At 60.8% G+C, this 15,957-nt stretch carries 14 protein-coding genes; 9 read left to right on the top strand and 5 right to left on the bottom strand.

From position 1 onward, the window contains the following. Positions 1-68: 68 nt before the first annotated feature. The 4 genes from mutS to ACMGGK_RS19635 form a co-directional block, all read right to left on the bottom strand. On the bottom strand, positions 69-2,624 hold the full coding sequence (gene mutS, locus ACMGGK_RS19650) for a DNA mismatch repair protein MutS (RefSeq protein WP_420277144.1): 2,556 nt from the start codon (positions 2,622-2,624) through the stop codon (positions 69-71). A 311-nt stretch (positions 2,625-2,935) separates the two neighbouring features. Continuing rightward, on the bottom strand, positions 2,936-3,928 hold the full coding sequence (locus ACMGGK_RS19645; protein ID WP_241005487.1) for a hypothetical protein: 993 nt from the start codon (positions 3,926-3,928) through the stop codon (positions 2,936-2,938). Positions 3,929-3,957: 29 nt separating this feature from the next. After that, positions 3,958-4,929 carry an aldo/keto reductase gene (locus tag ACMGGK_RS19640; protein WP_420277143.1) on the bottom strand — a complete coding sequence of 324 codons (972 nt, stop codon included), beginning with the start codon at positions 4,927-4,929 and terminating at the stop codon, positions 3,958-3,960. 12 nt (positions 4,930-4,941) lie between these two features. Further along, on the bottom strand, positions 4,942-5,742 hold the full coding sequence (locus tag ACMGGK_RS19635; RefSeq protein ID WP_168186778.1) for an SDR family NAD(P)-dependent oxidoreductase: 801 nt from the start codon (positions 5,740-5,742) through the stop codon (positions 4,942-4,944). A 106-nt stretch (positions 5,743-5,848) separates the two neighbouring features. Here ACMGGK_RS19635 and ACMGGK_RS19630 point away from each other — a divergent pair, with 106 nt between their 5' ends. The 6 genes from ACMGGK_RS19630 to chbG all read left to right on the top strand — a co-directional run bounded on the left by ACMGGK_RS19630 (position 5,849) and on the right by chbG (position 12,054). Continuing rightward, positions 5,849-6,742: a LysR family transcriptional regulator gene (locus tag ACMGGK_RS19630; RefSeq protein WP_420277142.1), complete on the top strand. Its 894-nt coding sequence runs from the start codon at positions 5,849-5,851 to the stop codon at positions 6,740-6,742. A gap of 417 nt (positions 6,743-7,159) precedes the next feature. Further along, positions 7,160-7,477, top strand: a complete 318-nt coding sequence (locus ACMGGK_RS19625) for a PTS sugar transporter subunit IIB (protein ID WP_004932561.1) — start codon at positions 7,160-7,162, stop codon at positions 7,475-7,477. A gap of 12 nt (positions 7,478-7,489) precedes the next feature. Continuing rightward, the gene (gene chbC, locus ACMGGK_RS19620) at positions 7,490-8,851 is read left to right on the top strand and encodes a PTS N,N'-diacetylchitobiose transporter subunit IIC (protein ID WP_016929034.1); all 1,362 of its coding nucleotides are present in this window, start codon (positions 7,490-7,492) and stop codon (positions 8,849-8,851) included. Positions 8,852-8,894: 43 nt separating this feature from the next. Then, on the top strand, positions 8,895-10,280 hold the full coding sequence (locus ACMGGK_RS19615) for a glycoside hydrolase family 1 protein (protein WP_079450103.1): 1,386 nt from the start codon (positions 8,895-8,897) through the stop codon (positions 10,278-10,280). 15 nt (positions 10,281-10,295) lie between these two features. Next, positions 10,296-11,144, top strand: coding sequence for a transcriptional regulator ChbR (gene chbR, locus ACMGGK_RS19610; RefSeq protein ID WP_016929032.1), 849 nt, complete (start codon positions 10,296-10,298; stop codon positions 11,142-11,144). A gap of 148 nt (positions 11,145-11,292) precedes the next feature. Further along, positions 11,293-12,054: a chitin disaccharide deacetylase gene (gene chbG / locus ACMGGK_RS19605; RefSeq protein WP_420277141.1), complete on the top strand. Its 762-nt coding sequence runs from the start codon at positions 11,293-11,295 to the stop codon at positions 12,052-12,054. 9 nt (positions 12,055-12,063) lie between these two features. Here chbG and ACMGGK_RS19600 read toward each other — a convergent pair whose 3' ends face one another. Next, complete coding sequence (locus ACMGGK_RS19600; RefSeq protein ID WP_143779147.1) at positions 12,064-13,443, bottom strand: MFS transporter; 1,380 nt, start codon at positions 13,441-13,443, stop codon at positions 12,064-12,066. Positions 13,444-13,683: 240 nt separating this feature from the next. On the opposite strand from ACMGGK_RS19600, the gene pncC reads away from it, so the two are divergent. The 3 genes from pncC to recX all read left to right on the top strand — a co-directional run bounded on the left by pncC (position 13,684) and on the right by recX (position 15,927). Next, a complete protein-coding gene (gene pncC / locus ACMGGK_RS19595) occupies positions 13,684-14,172 on the top strand; it encodes a nicotinamide-nucleotide amidase (protein WP_048794685.1) in 489 nt (162 codons plus the stop codon). A gap of 111 nt (positions 14,173-14,283) precedes the next feature. Next, positions 14,284-15,348 (top strand): recombinase RecA, encoded by a 1,065-nt coding sequence (recA, locus tag ACMGGK_RS19590; protein ID WP_004932541.1) that lies wholly within the window; start codon positions 14,284-14,286, stop codon positions 15,346-15,348. Between the two features lie 60 nt (positions 15,349-15,408). Continuing rightward, positions 15,409-15,927, top strand: a complete 519-nt coding sequence (gene recX, locus ACMGGK_RS19585) for a recombination regulator RecX (protein WP_420277140.1) — start codon at positions 15,409-15,411, stop codon at positions 15,925-15,927. Positions 15,928-15,957: the final 30 nt, after the last annotated feature.

The raw sequence follows: 15,957 nt of genomic DNA, 5'->3' as shown, positions 1-15,957 counted from the left end.
GAACCGCATCAAATAAAAACGGTGAGCATGATGCTCACCGTTTTTTTATGCCCGCGTTTGGCGCCAGACTACACCATATTTTTCAGTCGGTAGATCCATTCCAGCGCCTGTCGCGGCGACAGGGAATCCGGATCCAGCGCCTCCAGGGCTTCTACCGCCGGCGAGGTCTCTTCCTGCAGCAGCGTCATCTGGGTGGCATCGACGCTGCCCGATGCGGTGTGGCTGGAAATAGACTCCAGCTCGCGCAGTTTCTGACGGGCGCGTTTGATGACGTCGCGCGGCACGCCGGCCAGCGCGGCGACCGCCAGGCCATAGCTTTTGCTGGCGGCACCGTCTTGCACGCTGTGCATGAAGGCGATGGTGTCGCCGTGTTCAAGCGCATCCAGATGCACGTTGACCACGCCTTCCATTTTCTCCGGCAGGGTCGTCAGCTCGAAGTAGTGGGTGGCGAACAGCGTCATCGCCTTGATGCGGTTGGCCAGGTTCTCGGCGCAGGCCCAGGCCAGCGACAGGCCGTCGTAGGTGGAGGTGCCGCGGCCGATTTCATCCATCAACACCAGGCTGTGCTCGGTGGCGTTGTGCAGAATGTTGGCGGTTTCGGTCATCTCCACCATGAAGGTGGAGCGGCCGGAAGCCAGATCGTCCGCCGCGCCGACGCGGGTGAAGATGCGATCCACCGGGCCGATGGTGGCCTTGGTGGCCGGCACGTAGCTGCCGATGTGCGCCATCAGCACAATCAGCGCCGTTTGCCGCATATAGGTGCTTTTACCGCCCATGTTCGGACCGGTTATGATCAGCATGCGGCGCTGCGGCGACAGGGTGAGCGGGTTGGAGATAAACGGCTCGCTCAGCACCTGCTCCACCACCGGATGGCGGCCTTCGGTAATGCGGATCCCCGGCTGCTCGCTCATGGTCGGGCAAGCGTAGTTCAGGGTATCTGCGCGCTCGGCCAGGTTGGCCAGCACGTCCAGCTCGGCCAGCGCGGCGGCGCTTTGTTGCAGTTCCGCCAGGTGCGGCAGCAGCAGATCGAATAGCTCGTCGTACAGGCTTTTCTCGATCGCCAGCGCCTTACCCTTGGAGGTGAGCACTTTGTCTTCGTACTCTTTCAGTTCCGGGATGATGTAGCGCTCGGCGTTTTTCAGCGTCTGACGGCGTACATAGTGGATCGGCACCAGGTGGCTCTGACCGCGGCTGACCTGAATATAATAGCCGTGTACGCCGTTAAAACCGACCTTGAGCGTATCCAGCCCCAGCTTTTCACGCTCGCGGATCTCCAGCCGGTCGAGGTAGTCGCTGGCGCCGTCGGCCAGCGCGCGCCACTCGTCCAGCTCGCTGTTGTAACCGGGGGCGATCACGCCGCCGTCGCGCACCAATACCGGCGGCGATTCAATCACCGCGCGTTCCAGCAGCTCGCGCAGCTCGTCGAACTGGCCCACCTGCGACAGCAACTGCTGCACGTGCGGCGTTTTCACATCCTGCAGCAGCGCGCGGATGTCCGGCAGTTGCTGGAAAGCATGACGCATGCGCGCCAGATCGCGCGGACGCGCGGTACGCAGCGCCAGACGCGCCAAAATTCGCTCCTGATCGCCCACCTGGCGCAGCGAAGGCTGCAGATCGGCGAACAGCTCCTGCAATGCGCCGATCGCCTGTTGGCGGGCGGTGAGAACCTTGATATCGCGGGTCGGCATGTGCAGCCAGCGTTTCAGCATGCGGCTGCCCATCGGCGTGACCGTGCGATCGAGGATCGCCGCCAGCGTGTTGTCGTTGCCGCCGGACAGGCTCTGCGTCAGTTCCAGGTTGCGGCGGGTCGCGGCGTCCATGATGATGCCGTCCTGCTGGCGCTCCATAGTGATGCCGCGAATATGCGGCAGCGAAGTACGCTGGGTATCTTTGACGTATTGCAGCAGGCAGCCGGCGGCGCGCAGCGCCTGGTGCGCCTGCTCGACGCCGAAACCGGTCAAGTCGCGGGTGCCGAACTGCAGGTTGAGCTGCTGGCGTGCGGTCTCCAGTTCGAATTCCCACAGCGGGCGGCGGCGCAGGCCGTGGCGTTGTTCGATCAGCGCCATTTGTTCGAAGGTTTCCGGGTAGAGCAGCTCGGCTGGATTGGTACGCTGCAGCTCGGCAGCCATGGTTTCCAAATCCTGCGGCTCGGCGACGCGGAAGCGGCCGGAGCTGACGTCCAGAGTGGCATAACCGAAGCCACGCGCATCCTGCCAGATCGCCGCCAGCAGGTTGTCCTGGCGTTCTTGCAGCAGCGCTTCGTCGGTGATGGTGCCGGGGGTGACGATACGCACCACTTTGCGCTCGACCGGCCCTTTGCTGGTGGCCGGATCGCCGATCTGCTCACAGATGGCGACGGACTCGCCGAGCTGCACCAGCTTGGCCAGGTAGTTCTCTACCGCATGGTGTGGCACGCCGGCCATCGGAATCGGTTCACCCGCCGAGGCGCCGCGTTTGGTCAGCGAGATATCCAGCAGTTGGGAAGCGCGCTTGGCGTCGCCGTAAAACAGCTCGTAGAAGTCGCCCATGCGGTAGAACAGCAGGATTTCAGGATGCTGGGCCTTGAGGCGCAGGTACTGCTGCATCATCGGCGTGTGCGAATCGAGTTTATCGGTGCTATTCATGCGATTATTTTTCCAATCCATTGAATGTAAAGGTCATTGTGATTTTCATTGTCGTCATTCGCTATCACATTGTTTCAGCAGACGCCGCCCCTTTTAGCGCTTGCCGGGCGGCGCAAATCAAATCATCAAAACGCCAAACGGCGCGCTCAAACCCAAGGTTTGCACAGACGCTTATACTAGCCCAGCGGGCAATCGGCTGTCACAGGTAAAAATGGGAAGCGCTGCGCAAGGCCGGTTTGTAACGCAGCGAGATTGTTGTTCGCCTGCGGGCAACAACGCAAGTGTCGCCGCCCGCAGTGGTGCTGGAGAGGTTATTGCGCGGCGGTGAGAGGCAAGGGCAGTTGATAGAGGCGGAAGCTGTCGGGCACTTCGGTTTCATGGCCGGGCAGCAGACGGTGGCGGATGCGCGACTCGCTGACGAAGGCGCAGCCTTGTGGGGTGATAGTCAGGTTGACCGGCGACTCCATGCCTTCGCGCAAGACCTCAAGCTGGTGCATCCCTGCCGCCTTGGGTGACGGGATCCGCAGGATCCGCCCTTGGCCGCTCTGGATCCCGTTTTCCAGCAAGATCAGCGCGCCGTCTGGCGCCAATCCCATCCCGTCCGGGTTTTCGATGAGGCGCGGCAGCTGCATTTCCGTCAACTGCGGCTTTGGATCGTTATAGCTGAGGGTGTAGAGCTTACCGGTGCCGAAATTGGCGACTGCCATCAGCCGGTCGTCGAGCAGCACGATCCCGGCGGCCCCCAACCCGCTGGGAGCCGCCAATTGCGGATCCCGATACAGCGTACTGAATGCCGTTTCGCCCGGCCGCAGGCGCAGGATGCCGCCGCCGCGGGTTTCCGTTACGTACACCGTGCCGTCTGCGCCGAGCACGATATCGTTGCCCATTTCTCCCGCCGGCAGCGCCAGGCTGCGGTTGAGGGTGCCATCCGCGACGTTCAGCGCATAGATGCGGTTGGCGCGCGCTTTGCCGCCGGAGAGAAAGTCCGGCGAATTGCCCCACAGCAGCCCGCGCCGTTCGTCCAGCCGCAGCGCATTTGAGGCGAACACCGTGTCAGCACCGGGGAAAAAGGTTTCCCACGCTTTACCCGGCCGTTTGCGCAGCACGTTGCCGCTGGTGATCAGCCCGACATACAGCGTACCGTCCGCTGCGCGGGCGATGCCGTTGGGGTAAAGCGCGCCGGACGGCAGCGTTATGCTGCTTTCTGTGCAGTCTGCGCTGACGGCTGCCTGCGCCGGTGGGCTAAGAGTGAGTGCGGTAGCGAGGGTGAACAACGCCGCTCGCGCGATAACAGCGTATGACATGTTTCTCTCCGGGAATGGGGGAAAAGGAGCTACCAGCGCTCGGGGCGGGCAGCCTGTGCCATTGGCGCCTCCAGTGCGGCGACGTCTTCCGGCGATAGCCTGAGGGTGAGCGCTGCCAGCGCATCCTGCAGATGATGCGGCTTGGACATGCCCACCAGCGGTGACGTCACGCCGGGTCTGGCCAACAGCCAGGCCAGCGCGATCTGCGCCGGTGGAACGCCGCGCGCGGCCGCCACCTCCGCTACCGCATCGACGGTGCGCTCTACCTCCTTTCTGCCGTTATACCAACGGGGGACCTGTTCGTCGGTGGCGGCGCGCAGCGTGCCGCCACTGCCGGAACCGGCCAGTACGCCGCGGGCCAGCGGCGACCAGGGCGTCAGGCCAAGGCCCTCCTCCAGACACAGCGGGATCAGCTCCTCTTCATCTTCACGCGTCACCAGGTTGTATTGGCTTTGCAGCGAAATAAACGGCGCCAGGCGGTGTTGACGTTGAAAGGCCAGCATTTTCATCAGGCGCCAGGCGTGCAGCGAAGAGGCGCCGAGATAGCGGATTTTGCCCGCCCGCACCAGGCCGTCGAGGGTGTCGGCAGTTTCTTCGATCGGCGTTTCGGTGTCGAAGCGGTGCAGCACGAACAGATCGAGATAATCCGTCCCCAACCGCTGCAAGGAGGCGTCGACGCTGTGCAGCAGGTGCTTGCGCGACAGTCCGCGGTTGTTCGGCTGCGCGTCCATCGGAAAGTAGGCTTTGGTGGCGATCACCACGTCTTCACGGCGGGCGAACGCCTTCAGCGCGCGGCCGAGAATGCGCTCGCTTTCTCCGCCGGAGTAAATGTTGGCGGTATCGAAAAAATTGATGCCCGCTTCCAGCGCCTCGCGGATAAAGGGGCGCGCTTCATCTTCTTTCAGCACCCAGGGCCGCCAGGCCGGATCGCCGTAGGTCATGCAACCCAGGCAGAGGCGGGACACCTGCAGGCCACTGTCGCCAAGCCGTACGTAGTTCATGGCGTCGTCTCCTCAGCGCATGCCGGCGATGGTGTAACCGCCGTCCACCAGCAGGCTTTGGCCGGTGATGAAGCGGGCTTCGTCCGTCGCCAGCCACAGCGCCACATCGCCGATGTCTTCCGATTCGCCCAGGCGGCCGGCGGGCGTGTGGGCGATAAAGGGCGCGAACGCCGCGCTGTCGGCCACGCTGCCGCGCGCCATCGGCGTGTCGATGATGCCGGGGTTGATGTTGTTGACGCGGATGCCCTGGCCGCTGTATTCGAGCGCCACCGCGCGGATCATCGCATCGAGCGCCCCTTTGCTGGCGGAGTAGCTGGATGAGCCGGCCAGCGCGCCGTGGGTCAGCCAGGAGGACGTGTTGATGATCACGCCGCCTGAATGCTGTGCCAGGAAGGTTTCAATCTCGTATTTCATCGCCAGCCAGACGCCACGAAGGTTAATGGCGATCACGCGGTCAAAATCCTCGCTGCTCTGTTCGGTGATGGGGGCGAAGTTGCCGATGATGCCGGCGTTGTTGAAGGCGACGTCGAGCCGGCCGTAGTGGGCGCTCACCGTGGCGAGCAGCCTGCGGATATCGTCTTCCTGGGAGACGTCGGCCACGATGGGCAGGGCGTCGCCGCCGGCCAGCGCGATGTCGCGCGCCGTGGCTTCGATTTCCGCCGCGCGACGGCCGACCAGCGCGACGTTGGCACCTTCGCGGGCATAGGCCAGCGCCGCAGCGCGGCCGATACCGGTACCGCCGCCGCTCACCAGTACGACTTTGTCCGCCAAACGGCGCGGTGTTTCATGAGTTGGAGCTGTAGCATTAATCATCGCTTCGATACCTGGTAATGGGTTCGATCGCAATGCTATGTTGTTAGATGACGGATAACTATCCGCTAAAAATTCATCTCACTATTAGATAATTTATATTAATAGCATGAAGAAACCCGAATTGTCCGGCCTGGCGGCCTTCGTGGCTATCGCCAGTGAACGCAGCTTCCGCCGTGCCGCCGCCCGATTGGGCGTGACGCCGCCGACGCTGACCCACACCCTGCGCGAATTGGAAGCGCAGGTGGGCATTCGCCTGCTGAATCGCACCACCCGCAACGTCTCGCCGACGGAGGCCGGTGAGCATCTGCTGGCACAGTTGGTGCCCGCCTTTACCGACATCGACGCCGCGCTGGAGAGCCTGAATGCGTTTCGCGAAGGGCCACGCGGCCTGGTGCGTATCAACGCGCCGCGTTCGGCGATCGATCTCGCCATCGTGCCGCATCTGGGGCGGTTGGCCAGCGAGTACCCCGGCATTACGCTGGAGGTGGTGGCGGACGAGGGGTTCGCCAACATCGTCGAGCAAGGCTTTGACGCCGGTATTCGGCTCGGCGAGGATCTGCACAACGATATGCGCGCGGTGCGCCTGACGCCGGATCTGCGTTTTGCCATCGTCGCCACGCCGGACTATTTTCAACGGCACGGCGAACCGACGCATCCGCAGGATTTGCTGCAGCACCGCTGCATCGGTTGGCGTAAGGCCTCATCGGGTGAGCGCTACAAATGGGGATTTCAGCAGGGCGAGCAGCGGTTTTCCGTGGCGGTTAACAGCCCGCTTATCGTGGATGACGCCAGGCTGTTGCTGCAGGCGGCGTTGGCGCACGTCGGCATCGCTTTCGCTATCGAACAGGAGGTGGAAGAACACCTGGCGAGCGGGCGGCTGCGGCGGGTGTTGACCGACTGGTGCGTGCCGTTTACCGGTTTTTACCTCTATTATCCCAACCGCAGGAATCATTCCGTGGCGCTGAGCACGGTGATCGAGTTGCTGCGTCTGCCCACCTAATCCTCTTCACCGGTTATCGCGTTCGGATGGCCGTAGGTGAATCAAGCTTGAACTATTTTTATTCCCTTTTCGTTTGTTCAGGCGCAAATAACCCCTTAAATTCTCGGTGAGTTTGTAACTTGCTGTTTATAATTGTTATTTGAATATTTATTGCGAATATTCCGAGTTTTTATCGGTTATTTGAGAGCCCGGTCACACTATTTTTTTGTGCGAAATGTGAAGGGGGTCAATCCGTCAGGTCAATGAGAGACGGTTATGTCTCCTCCTGGCTTACCGATCCGTTTTTCATGCTCCGTATACTGTCCATAACCAGGGCAACGTGACGGAAATTTTCATAAGGAATGTGCGTGAAGCAATCGTGATTGCATCTGGCATACAAATAACACGGGTTTTTTTTGATTATCTGAGGTGCTTGGTATGGAAAAGAAAAAAATCTATCTGTTTTGTTCTGCCGGTATGTCCACTTCCCTGTTGGTATCAAAAATGAAGGCGCAGGCCGAAAAATATGAAGTACCGGTGATCATCGCCGCCTATCCGGAAGCGTTGGCCGCAGAGAAGGGTGTTGAGGCGGATCTGATCCTGCTGGGGCCGCAGATCGCCTACACCTTGCCGGAAGTGCAAAAACAGCTGCCCAATAAACCCGTTGAGGTCATCGATCCGCTGCTGTACGGCAAGGTCGATGGGCTGGGCGTGCTGAAGGCCGCGGTGGCCGCCATCAAGAAAGCCAATCAATAACAGGAGGCCGCCGTGAATACCCTCATTGCCTCGCTCGAGAAGGTTATCCTGCCTTTCGCCGTAAAAATCGGTAAGCAGCCCCACGTCAACGCCATCAAGAATGGCTTTATCCGCCTGATGCCGCTGACCTTGACCGGGGCGATGTTCGTGTTGATCAACAACGTGTTTCTGAGCTTCGGCGAAGGATCGTTCTTCTATTCTCTGGGCGTAAGGTTAGATGCCTCTACCATAGAGACGCTGAATAGTCTGAAGAGCATCGGCGGCAGCGTTTACAACGGCACGCTGGGGATCATGTCACTGATGACGCCGTTCTTTATCAGCATGGCGTTGGCGGAAGAGCGAAAGGTCGATCCGCTCGCTTCGGCGCTGCTGGCGGTGGCGGCCTTTATGACCGTCACGCCGTTCAATGTCGGCGAGGCCTATGCGGTGGGAGCCAACTGGTTGGGCGGCGCCAACATCATTTCCGGTATGGTGATTGGGCTGGCGGTGGCCGAGATGTTTGCCTTCATCGTGCGGCGCAACTGGGTGATTAGCCTGCCGGACAGCGTGCCGGCTTCGGTGTCGCGTTCCTTCTCGGCGCTGATCCCCGGTTTCATCATCCTCTCCATCATGGGGCTGGTGGCGTTCGCGCTGGCGCACTGGGGCACCAACTTCCACCAGATCATCATGGACGGCATTTCGGCGCCGCTGGCCAAGATGGGCAGCGTGGTGGGCTGGGTGTACGTGCTGTTCTCCTCGCTGCTGTGGTTCTTTGGGGTGCACGGCTCCATGGCGCTGGCGGCCCTGGACAGCGGCATCATGACGCCGTTCGCGCTGGAAAACGTGGAGCTGTACAACAAATACGGTTCGGTCGAAGCGGCGGTGGCCGCCGGAAAAGAGTTCCACATGTGGGCGAAACCGTTCGTCGATTCCTACATCTACCTCGGCGGCACCGGCTCGACGCTGGGCTTGATCATCGCCATCTTCATCGCCTCGCGCCGCGAAGATTACCGCCAGGTCGCCAAACTGGCGACGCCATCCGGCATCTTCCAGATTAACGAACCGATACTGTTCGGTCTGCCGGTGATCATGAACCCGGTGATGTTCATTCCGTTCATCCTGGTGCAGCCGGTGCTGACCATTATCACCTCCCTGGCCTACTACTCCGGGCTGATCCCGCCGATCACCAACATCGCGCCCTGGACCATGCCGGTCGGCCTGGGGGCGTTCTTCAACACCAACGGCAGCATCATGGCCATGTTGCTGAGCCTGTTCAACCTGGCGGTCGCCACCGTGATCTATCTGCCGTTCGTGGCGATCTCCAACAAGGCGCAGAGCCAGATCGACGCGGCGACGGAAAGCGAAGAAGACATCGCCAAGGCGCTGAAATTCTAACTGTGGAACGGGGCGGCGCGGCCGCCCCGCGAGGGACGCGAGTATGGAATATCAATTTGCCGACGGGTTCTGGTGGGGCAGCGCCACCTCCGCGCCGCAGTCTGAAGGGGCGGCCGCGCGGGACGGCAAGAGTCGCAACATCTTCGACTATTGGTACGAGATCGCGCCCGAGCGCTTTCACGGACGGGTGGGGCCGACCGAGGCCTCGACCTTTTATGACCATTTCCGCACCGATATCGGGCTGCTCAAAACGCTGGGCCATAATACTTTCAGAACCTCGATCTCGTGGTCGCGGTTGATCCCGGACGGCGACGGTGAGGTGAACCCGCAGGCGGTGGCGTTCTATAACGCGATGATCGACGAGCTGCTGGCGCAGGGCATCACCCCGTTTATCAATCTCTATCACTTCGATATGCCGCTGTGCATGCAACAGCGCGGCGGTTGGGAAAGCCGGGCGGTGGTCGAAGCCTATGCGCGTTACGCCGATACCTGTTTCGGCCTGTTTGGCGATCGGGTCACCCACTGGTTCACCTTCAACGAGCCGATCGTGCCGGTGGAAGCCGGTTACCTGAATGACCTGCACTACCCTTGCGTGGTGGACTTCAAACGGGCGGTCACCGTGGCGTATCACAGCGTACTGGCGCACGCCATGGCGGTGCAGCGTTTCAGAGCGCGGAGGCTGCCGGGGAGCATCGGCATCATTCTGAATCTGAGCCCAACCTATCCGCGCTCCGACGCGCCGGAGGATCGGCAGGCGGCACACGACGCCGATCTGCTGCTCAATCGCAGTTTCCTCGATCCGGTCGCCAAAGGGCGTTACCCGGCCGCATTGTTGCACCTGCTGGAGCGGCATGGGCTGATGCCCTACTGCGAACCGCAGGACGCGCAGCTGATCGAAGGCGGCGTGGTGGATATCCTTGGCGTCAACTATTACCAGCCGCGCAGGGTGCAGGCGAAAGCGGGACGGCGCGCCGAGGGGCCGATCGCATCGCCGGAGGATTTGTTCAGTTACTATGCAATGCCGGGCCGCAAAATCAATCCGCACCGCGGCTGGGAGATCTACGAGAAGGGGCTGTACGACATCCTGATGGATCTGAAAGAGAACTACGGCAATCTGCCCTGTTATATTTCGGAAAATGGCATGGGCGTCGAGGGCGAAGAGGCGTTTATCGGCGCCGATGGGCGGGTGGAGGACGATTACCGCATCGACTTTATTCGCGAGCACCTGAAGTGGCTGCACCGCGCGCTGGCGGAAGGCTCGCAGTGCAAAGGCTATCATCTGTGGACCTTTATCGACTGCTGGTCCTGGCTGAACGCCTACAAGAATCGTTATGGGCTGGTGCGGCTGGATCGGGCGGATCAGCGGCGCACCATTAAAAAAAGCGGTTACTGGTTTGCCGAAGCGGCCAGACGCAACGGATTTGACTAACGGGAGGCCGGCGCTGTGTCCGATAACCGAATTTCGCTGAGTGCCAACGACGTGAAGCTGATTCGCGAGCAGGATTTCTTTAACTGCAAAGACTTTCACCTGTTCATCTATAACAAGGTGGAAAGCGCCACCGGGCTGCATCAGCACGACTATTACGAGTTCACCATCGTGCTGAGCGGCAAATGCTATCAGGAGATCAACGGCAAGCGGGTGCTGCTGGAACGCGGGGATTTCGTCTTTATCCCTATCGGTTCCTACCACCAGAGCTTTTACGAGTTCGGCGCGACGAAAATTTTCAACGTGGCGGTCAGCAAAGCGTTTTTTGAAGAGCATTACTTGCAACAGCTGCCGCGCTGCTTTGTCGCCTCGCAGGCTTACAGCCTGAGAAGCGAGTTTTTGGCCTATATCGAATCGGTGGTGAGTTCCCCGCAGTTTCGTGAGGACGACTTCGCCGAATTCCTCGAAACATTGACCTTCTACGTGATCAGCCGCATCCGACATTATAAAGAAGAAAACGACGGCGGCGATGATATCCCGCAGTGGCTGAAGAACACCCTGGCCGGCATGCATGACAAGGCGATGTTCGGCGAAAAGGCGTTGGCGAACATGGTGGCGCTGTCGGGGAAAACCCAGGAGTACCTGACCCGGGCGATGCGGCGTTACTACCATAAAACGCCGATGCAGGTGATCAATGAGATCCGCATCAACTTCGCCAAGACGCAGCTGGAGGTCACCAACTATTCGGTTTCCGATATCGCCTTCGATTCCGGCTATGGCGACGTCAGCCTGTTCATCAAAAACTTCAAGCGGCTCACCGACGTGACCCCGGGCAATTACCGAAAAAAGTGTTACGGCCCTCTTTAGGGCCGCTCCCGATCAGTATCAACGCCGATATGCCGATGAGCTTCAGGGCGCCGGTCGGTTAATCATTTGATTTTTACCTTAACGAGGGGGAATGCCGCGCCGAGCGGTCGGCCTTCCCTTGCCAAAAATCTATCCCGCGGGAGCCTCTATGGAAAAACTACTGATCGTGAATGCCGATGATTTCGGCCTGAGCAAAGGGCAGAACTATGGCGTCATCGAGGCGTATCAGCATGGCGTCGTTTCCTCCACCACGGCGATGGTGAACGGCAGCGGCGCGCAGCACGCGGCGGCGCTCAGCCGGCAATATCCGGGGTTGTCGATCGGGCTGCATTTCGTTTTGACCCATGGCAAGCCGCTGGGCGCCATGCCTTCGTTGGTCAACGAACATGGCGAACTGGGCAAATGGCTGTGGCGCCGCGCCGAGGCCGGCGAGCTGTCGCTGGACGAAATTCACGAGGAGCTGCAGCGCCAGTTCGCGCGGTTTGTGACGCTGTTCGGCCGCCCGCCGACGCATATCGACAGCCATCACCATGTGCATATGCAGCCGCAAATTTATCCGCTGGTGGAGGCGTTCGCGCAAGCGCAGGGTCTGCCGCTGCGTCTCGATCGCGAAGAGGCGAAACGGCGCGAACTGGCGTTGCAGACTCCCTGCAGCACCGACGCGTTTGACGCGGGATTCTACGGTGAAATGATTTCCGAAGCCTTGTTCCTGCAGAGGTTGGCGCGCGCCGACGAGCAGGGCGCCGAGTCATTGGAAATGATGTGCCACCCGGCGTTCCTCGACGCGACGATCCTGCAGAGCAAATACTGCCACCCGCGCCTCGTCGAGCTGGATGTGTTGACCGCGCCGACGCTGAAAGCGGCGATCGCCGAACGCGGTTTTCTGTTGGGCTCCTTCCAGGATCTGTAACACCGCCGTTTACAGCATGGCGTGCGCCTTTTTCAGGCCGGTGTCTTCTTCAGGATCGGCGCCCTGAGGCAAGGGGGCCGCCTCTTGTGCTTCAGGCTGTGGCTCGTCGACCTCGGGCGCCGCTTCCGGCGGCGGCATGGTGTCGTGAATGATCTGCTCATCGAAGGTCGGATTGAGCGCCGGCGACAGCGGCGAGCTGGCGAGGCTGTCTGGCAGCGGGATGTGGGGCACCGGCGCGTCCTGCGCCAGCTGCGGTTCTTCCGCTTTCGCCGTGCGGCTGAGGGCCGCCAGCAGCACGCCGCACAGGGCGAAAAAGGCGTACAGGATATTGCCGCCCAGCGGTTCGATCAGCGCGCCGACCGCCAATGGCCCGATGCTGGCGCCGACGCCGAACGCCATCAGCAGACAGGCGGCCAGCGAGACGCGGCGTTCCGGCTCGATCAGATCGTTGGCCAGCGCCACCGCCAGCGGGTAGAGCGTAAATTGCAACATGCTGACGACGAACCCGACCGCCAGCAGCAGCGGGAAATCGATGTGCGGCAGCAGCGCCAGCGGCAGCGCCGCCACGATCAGCAAAATGGCGTTGAGGCGCATCAGCAACGGGCGATTATAGCGATCCGACAGCCAACTGAGCGGGAACTGCGCGATCAGCCCGGCGAAGATGGCCAGCGCCATGAACAGGCCGGTTTGCTGAGTGGTTAAGGATTGCAGGCTGGCGTAGACCGGCGCCAGGCCGTAAAACGAGCCCACCACCATGCCGATCACCAGCGTGGTGGCCAGCACCTTGGGAATGGCCCCGACAAAGTAACGCAGCTCCATCGGGGCCGGCGACATGTGGCGCGCATTAGTGCGGGTGGTAAGCGCGATCGGCACCAGACAAAGCGCGAAGCACAGCGCGATCACCAGCAGCGTGGTGATGCCCAGGTTGCTCTGCAGCATCAGCACGATCTGGCCCAGCGACATGCCAAGATAGGTCGCCGCCATATAGAAGCCGAACACCATGCCGCGCTGGTTGGATTCCGCCTGGTCGTTCAGCCAGCTTTCCAGCACCATATACTGGCACATCATGCACAACCCGATCACCAGACGCAGCGCAACCCAGGCGGGAATGAACGCCGTCAGGCCGTGCCCCAGCACCGCAGCGGTGATGATGCCGGCGCAGGCCACGTAGGCGCGGATATGCCCGACGCGGGCGATGAGAAAGTGGCCGACCTTGCCGCCGATCACCAACCCGATGTAGTTGGCGGCGATGATGGCACCGATCAGCGCGCTGCTGACGTGGATGGAGGTCAGCCGCAGCGAGACGTAGGTGGTGAGCAGGCCCGAGCCCAACAGCAGCAGCAGGGTGGTGGTGTACAACGGCAAGAATACGCCCAACGTTTTTTTCACGCTATCATCCTAATCTCTTCTGGTGCGCCCTGAGGCCGCCGCAGCGTGCCGCCTCCGTGATGTTCCTTGTGCTGGTGCGCCGCCGCTTGATGGGGCGCTTCTTTTGATACTAGCAGCTTGGCCGGGCGCTTAAAACCGCACCTCCTGCGAGACGCTGCGCATTTCCACGCGCCAGCCGCTGCAGCGCCTTGATAAATGCTACTATCGGGCGCATATATCTGAATTCGCAAGGGAGGGGTTATGAGTGAAAACCAACTGCGCCGGCTCAGCGTGCTGGCAGGGGAGAAACTGAAGGCTCAGGGCCGCTGGATCACCTGCGCGGAATCCTGCACCGGCGGCGGCATCGCCAAGGCCATTACCGATATCGCCGGCAGCTCCGCCTATTTCGATCGCGGTTTCGTCACCTACAGCAATGCGGCGAAACATGATCTGCTGGGGGTGAGCGAAGCGACGTTGGCGGCGCACGGCGCGGTCAGCGAAGAGGTGGTGCGCGAGATGGCCATAGGGGCGCTGCGGGCGGCGCAGGCCGATCTGGCGCTGTCGGTGAGCGGCATCGCCGGCCCGGACGGCGGCAGCGCGGAAAAGCCGGTCGGCACCGTGTGGTTCGGCTTCGCCGGCAGCGATGGCCGGGGGCTGTCGCGCAAGATGCAATTCGAGGGCGACCGCGACGCGGTGCGGCTGCAGGCGACGATTTTCGCGCTGCAAACCGCCATCGACGAATTTTTGTAAATTAGGCTTGATACTGTATGACCATACAGTATAATTAGTGACATTTCCTGCACAACATACATTCAGTGGCAGTGTGGGGTAACACCGGCATTGCGAAACGAAGGAGCAAAAATGGCTATTGATGAGAACAAGCAAAAGGCGTTAGCTGCGGCACTGGGCCAGATTGAGAAACAGTTCGGCAAAGGCTCCATCATGCGCCTGGGTGAAGACCGCTCCATGGACGTGGAAACGATCTCCACCGGCTCACTGTCACTCGATATCGCTCTGGGCGCCGGCGGCCTGCCAATGGGCCGCATCGTCGAAATTTACGGCCCGGAATCCTCCGGTAAAACCACTCTGACGCTGCAGGTGATCGCCGCCGCGCAGCGCGAAGGCAAAACCTGTGCGTTCATCGATGCCGAGCACGCGCTGGATCCTATCTATGCGAAAAAGCTGGGCGTCGATATCGACAACCTGCTGTGCTCCCAGCCGGACACCGGCGAGCAGGCGCTGGAAATCTGTGATGCGCTGACCCGCTCCGGCGCGGTTGACGTCATCATCGTCGACTCCGTGGCGGCGCTGACGCCGAAGGCGGAAATCGAAGGTGAAATCGGCGATTCGCACATGGGGTTGGCGGCGCGCATGATGAGCCAGGCCATGCGTAAGCTGGCCGGCAACCTGAAAAACGCCAATACCCTGCTGATCTTCATCAACCAGATCCGTATGAAAATTGGTGTGATGTTCGGCAACCCGGAAACCACGACCGGCGGTAACGCCCTGAAGTTCTACGCTTCGGTGCGTCTGGATATCCGTCGTATCGGCGCCATCAAAGAAGGCGACGAAGTGGTGGGCAGCGAAACCCGCGTGAAAGTGGTGAAGAACAAAATCGCTGCGCCGTTCAAACAGGCTGAGTTCCAAATCATGTACGGCGAAGGCATCAACAGCCGTGGCGAACTGGTCGATCTGGGCGTGAAGCACAAGATGATCGAAAAAGCCGGCGCCTGGTACAGCTATAACGGCGAGAAGATCGGTCAGGGCAAGGCGAATGCCTGTAACTTCCTGAAAGAAAACCCGGCTATCGCCGCCGAGCTGGATAAGAAGCTGCGCGACCTGCTGCTGCACAGCGGCGGTGAGCTGGTGGCTGCCTCCGGTGACGACTTCGAAGATGACGAAGCGGAAACCAGCGAGCAGTTCTAATCGCTGAAGATGTGCGCCGCCGTTTATGTGGCGCATATCCTCTGAATTCAGGCTTGAATGATGAATGACTTGCTAAGCCGCGCCATGCGCCTGCTGTCGCAACGCGATCATAGTGAAGCTGAACTGCGCCGCAAACTTGCGGCGCAGCCGTTTGTGGCGAAAGCCCGGTTTGGCGGCAAGGGGCCGCATGCGCCGACATCGCCGACGGTGGCCGAAGAGCCGGTGGATCCTGCGCTGATCGATCAGGTTATCGTCTACTGTTACCAGCACAACTGGCTGGACGATAAGCGTTTTGCCCACAGCTACATCGGCAGCCGCAGCCGCAGCCGCAAAGGTTATGGCGCGCAGCGCATCCGCAGCGAACTGATGCAAAAGGGCGTGGATAAAGCGCTGGTGCAGGACGCGCTGGCGGAATGCGATATCGACTGGTGCGAACAGGCGAAACAGGTGGCGCAGCGAAAATTTGGCGATGCGTTGCCAACCGACTGGAAAGAGAAAGCCAAAGTGCAGCGTTATCTGCTCTATCGCGGCTTCTTCCAGGAAGAAATTCAGTCAATTTACCGTGATTTTGCGCAATGAGCGCACACGGGGTTTTACTTCCCTCTGAAG

The organism is Serratia sp. BNK-33-b, from assembly GCF_048684565.1.
GTDB lineage: Bacteria > Pseudomonadota > Gammaproteobacteria > Enterobacterales > Enterobacteriaceae > Serratia > Serratia marcescens.
Note: the sequence above shows the minus strand (reverse complement) of the source record. Positions and strands in the feature narration are given on the sequence as shown.

Excerpts from the sequence above, each read along its gene's own strand:
- pncC (WP_048794685.1), top strand. The coding sequence starts at position 13,684 with ATGAGTGAAAACCAACTGCGCCGGCTCAGCGTGCTGGCAGGGGAGAAA.
- ACMGGK_RS19615 (WP_079450103.1), top strand. The coding sequence starts at position 8,895 with ATGGAATATCAATTTGCCGACGGGTTCTGGTGGGGCAGCGCCACCTCC.
- ACMGGK_RS19625 (WP_004932561.1), top strand. The coding sequence starts at position 7,160 with ATGGAAAAGAAAAAAATCTATCTGTTTTGTTCTGCCGGTATGTCCACT.
- mutS (WP_420277144.1), bottom strand. The coding sequence starts at position 2,624 with ATGAATAGCACCGATAAACTCGATTCGCACACGCCGATGATGCAGCAG.
- recX (WP_420277140.1), top strand. The coding sequence starts at position 15,409 with ATGAATGACTTGCTAAGCCGCGCCATGCGCCTGCTGTCGCAACGCGAT.
- ACMGGK_RS19645 (WP_241005487.1), bottom strand. The coding sequence starts at position 3,928 with ATGTCATACGCTGTTATCGCGCGAGCGGCGTTGTTCACCCTCGCTACC.
- ACMGGK_RS19630 (WP_420277142.1), top strand. The coding sequence starts at position 5,849 with ATGAAGAAACCCGAATTGTCCGGCCTGGCGGCCTTCGTGGCTATCGCC.
- ACMGGK_RS19640 (WP_420277143.1), bottom strand. The coding sequence starts at position 4,929 with ATGAACTACGTACGGCTTGGCGACAGTGGCCTGCAGGTGTCCCGCCTC.
- ACMGGK_RS19635 (WP_168186778.1), bottom strand. The coding sequence starts at position 5,742 with ATGATTAATGCTACAGCTCCAACTCATGAAACACCGCGCCGTTTGGCG.
- recA (WP_004932541.1), top strand. The coding sequence starts at position 14,284 with ATGGCTATTGATGAGAACAAGCAAAAGGCGTTAGCTGCGGCACTGGGC.
- chbG (WP_420277141.1), top strand. The coding sequence starts at position 11,293 with ATGGAAAAACTACTGATCGTGAATGCCGATGATTTCGGCCTGAGCAAA.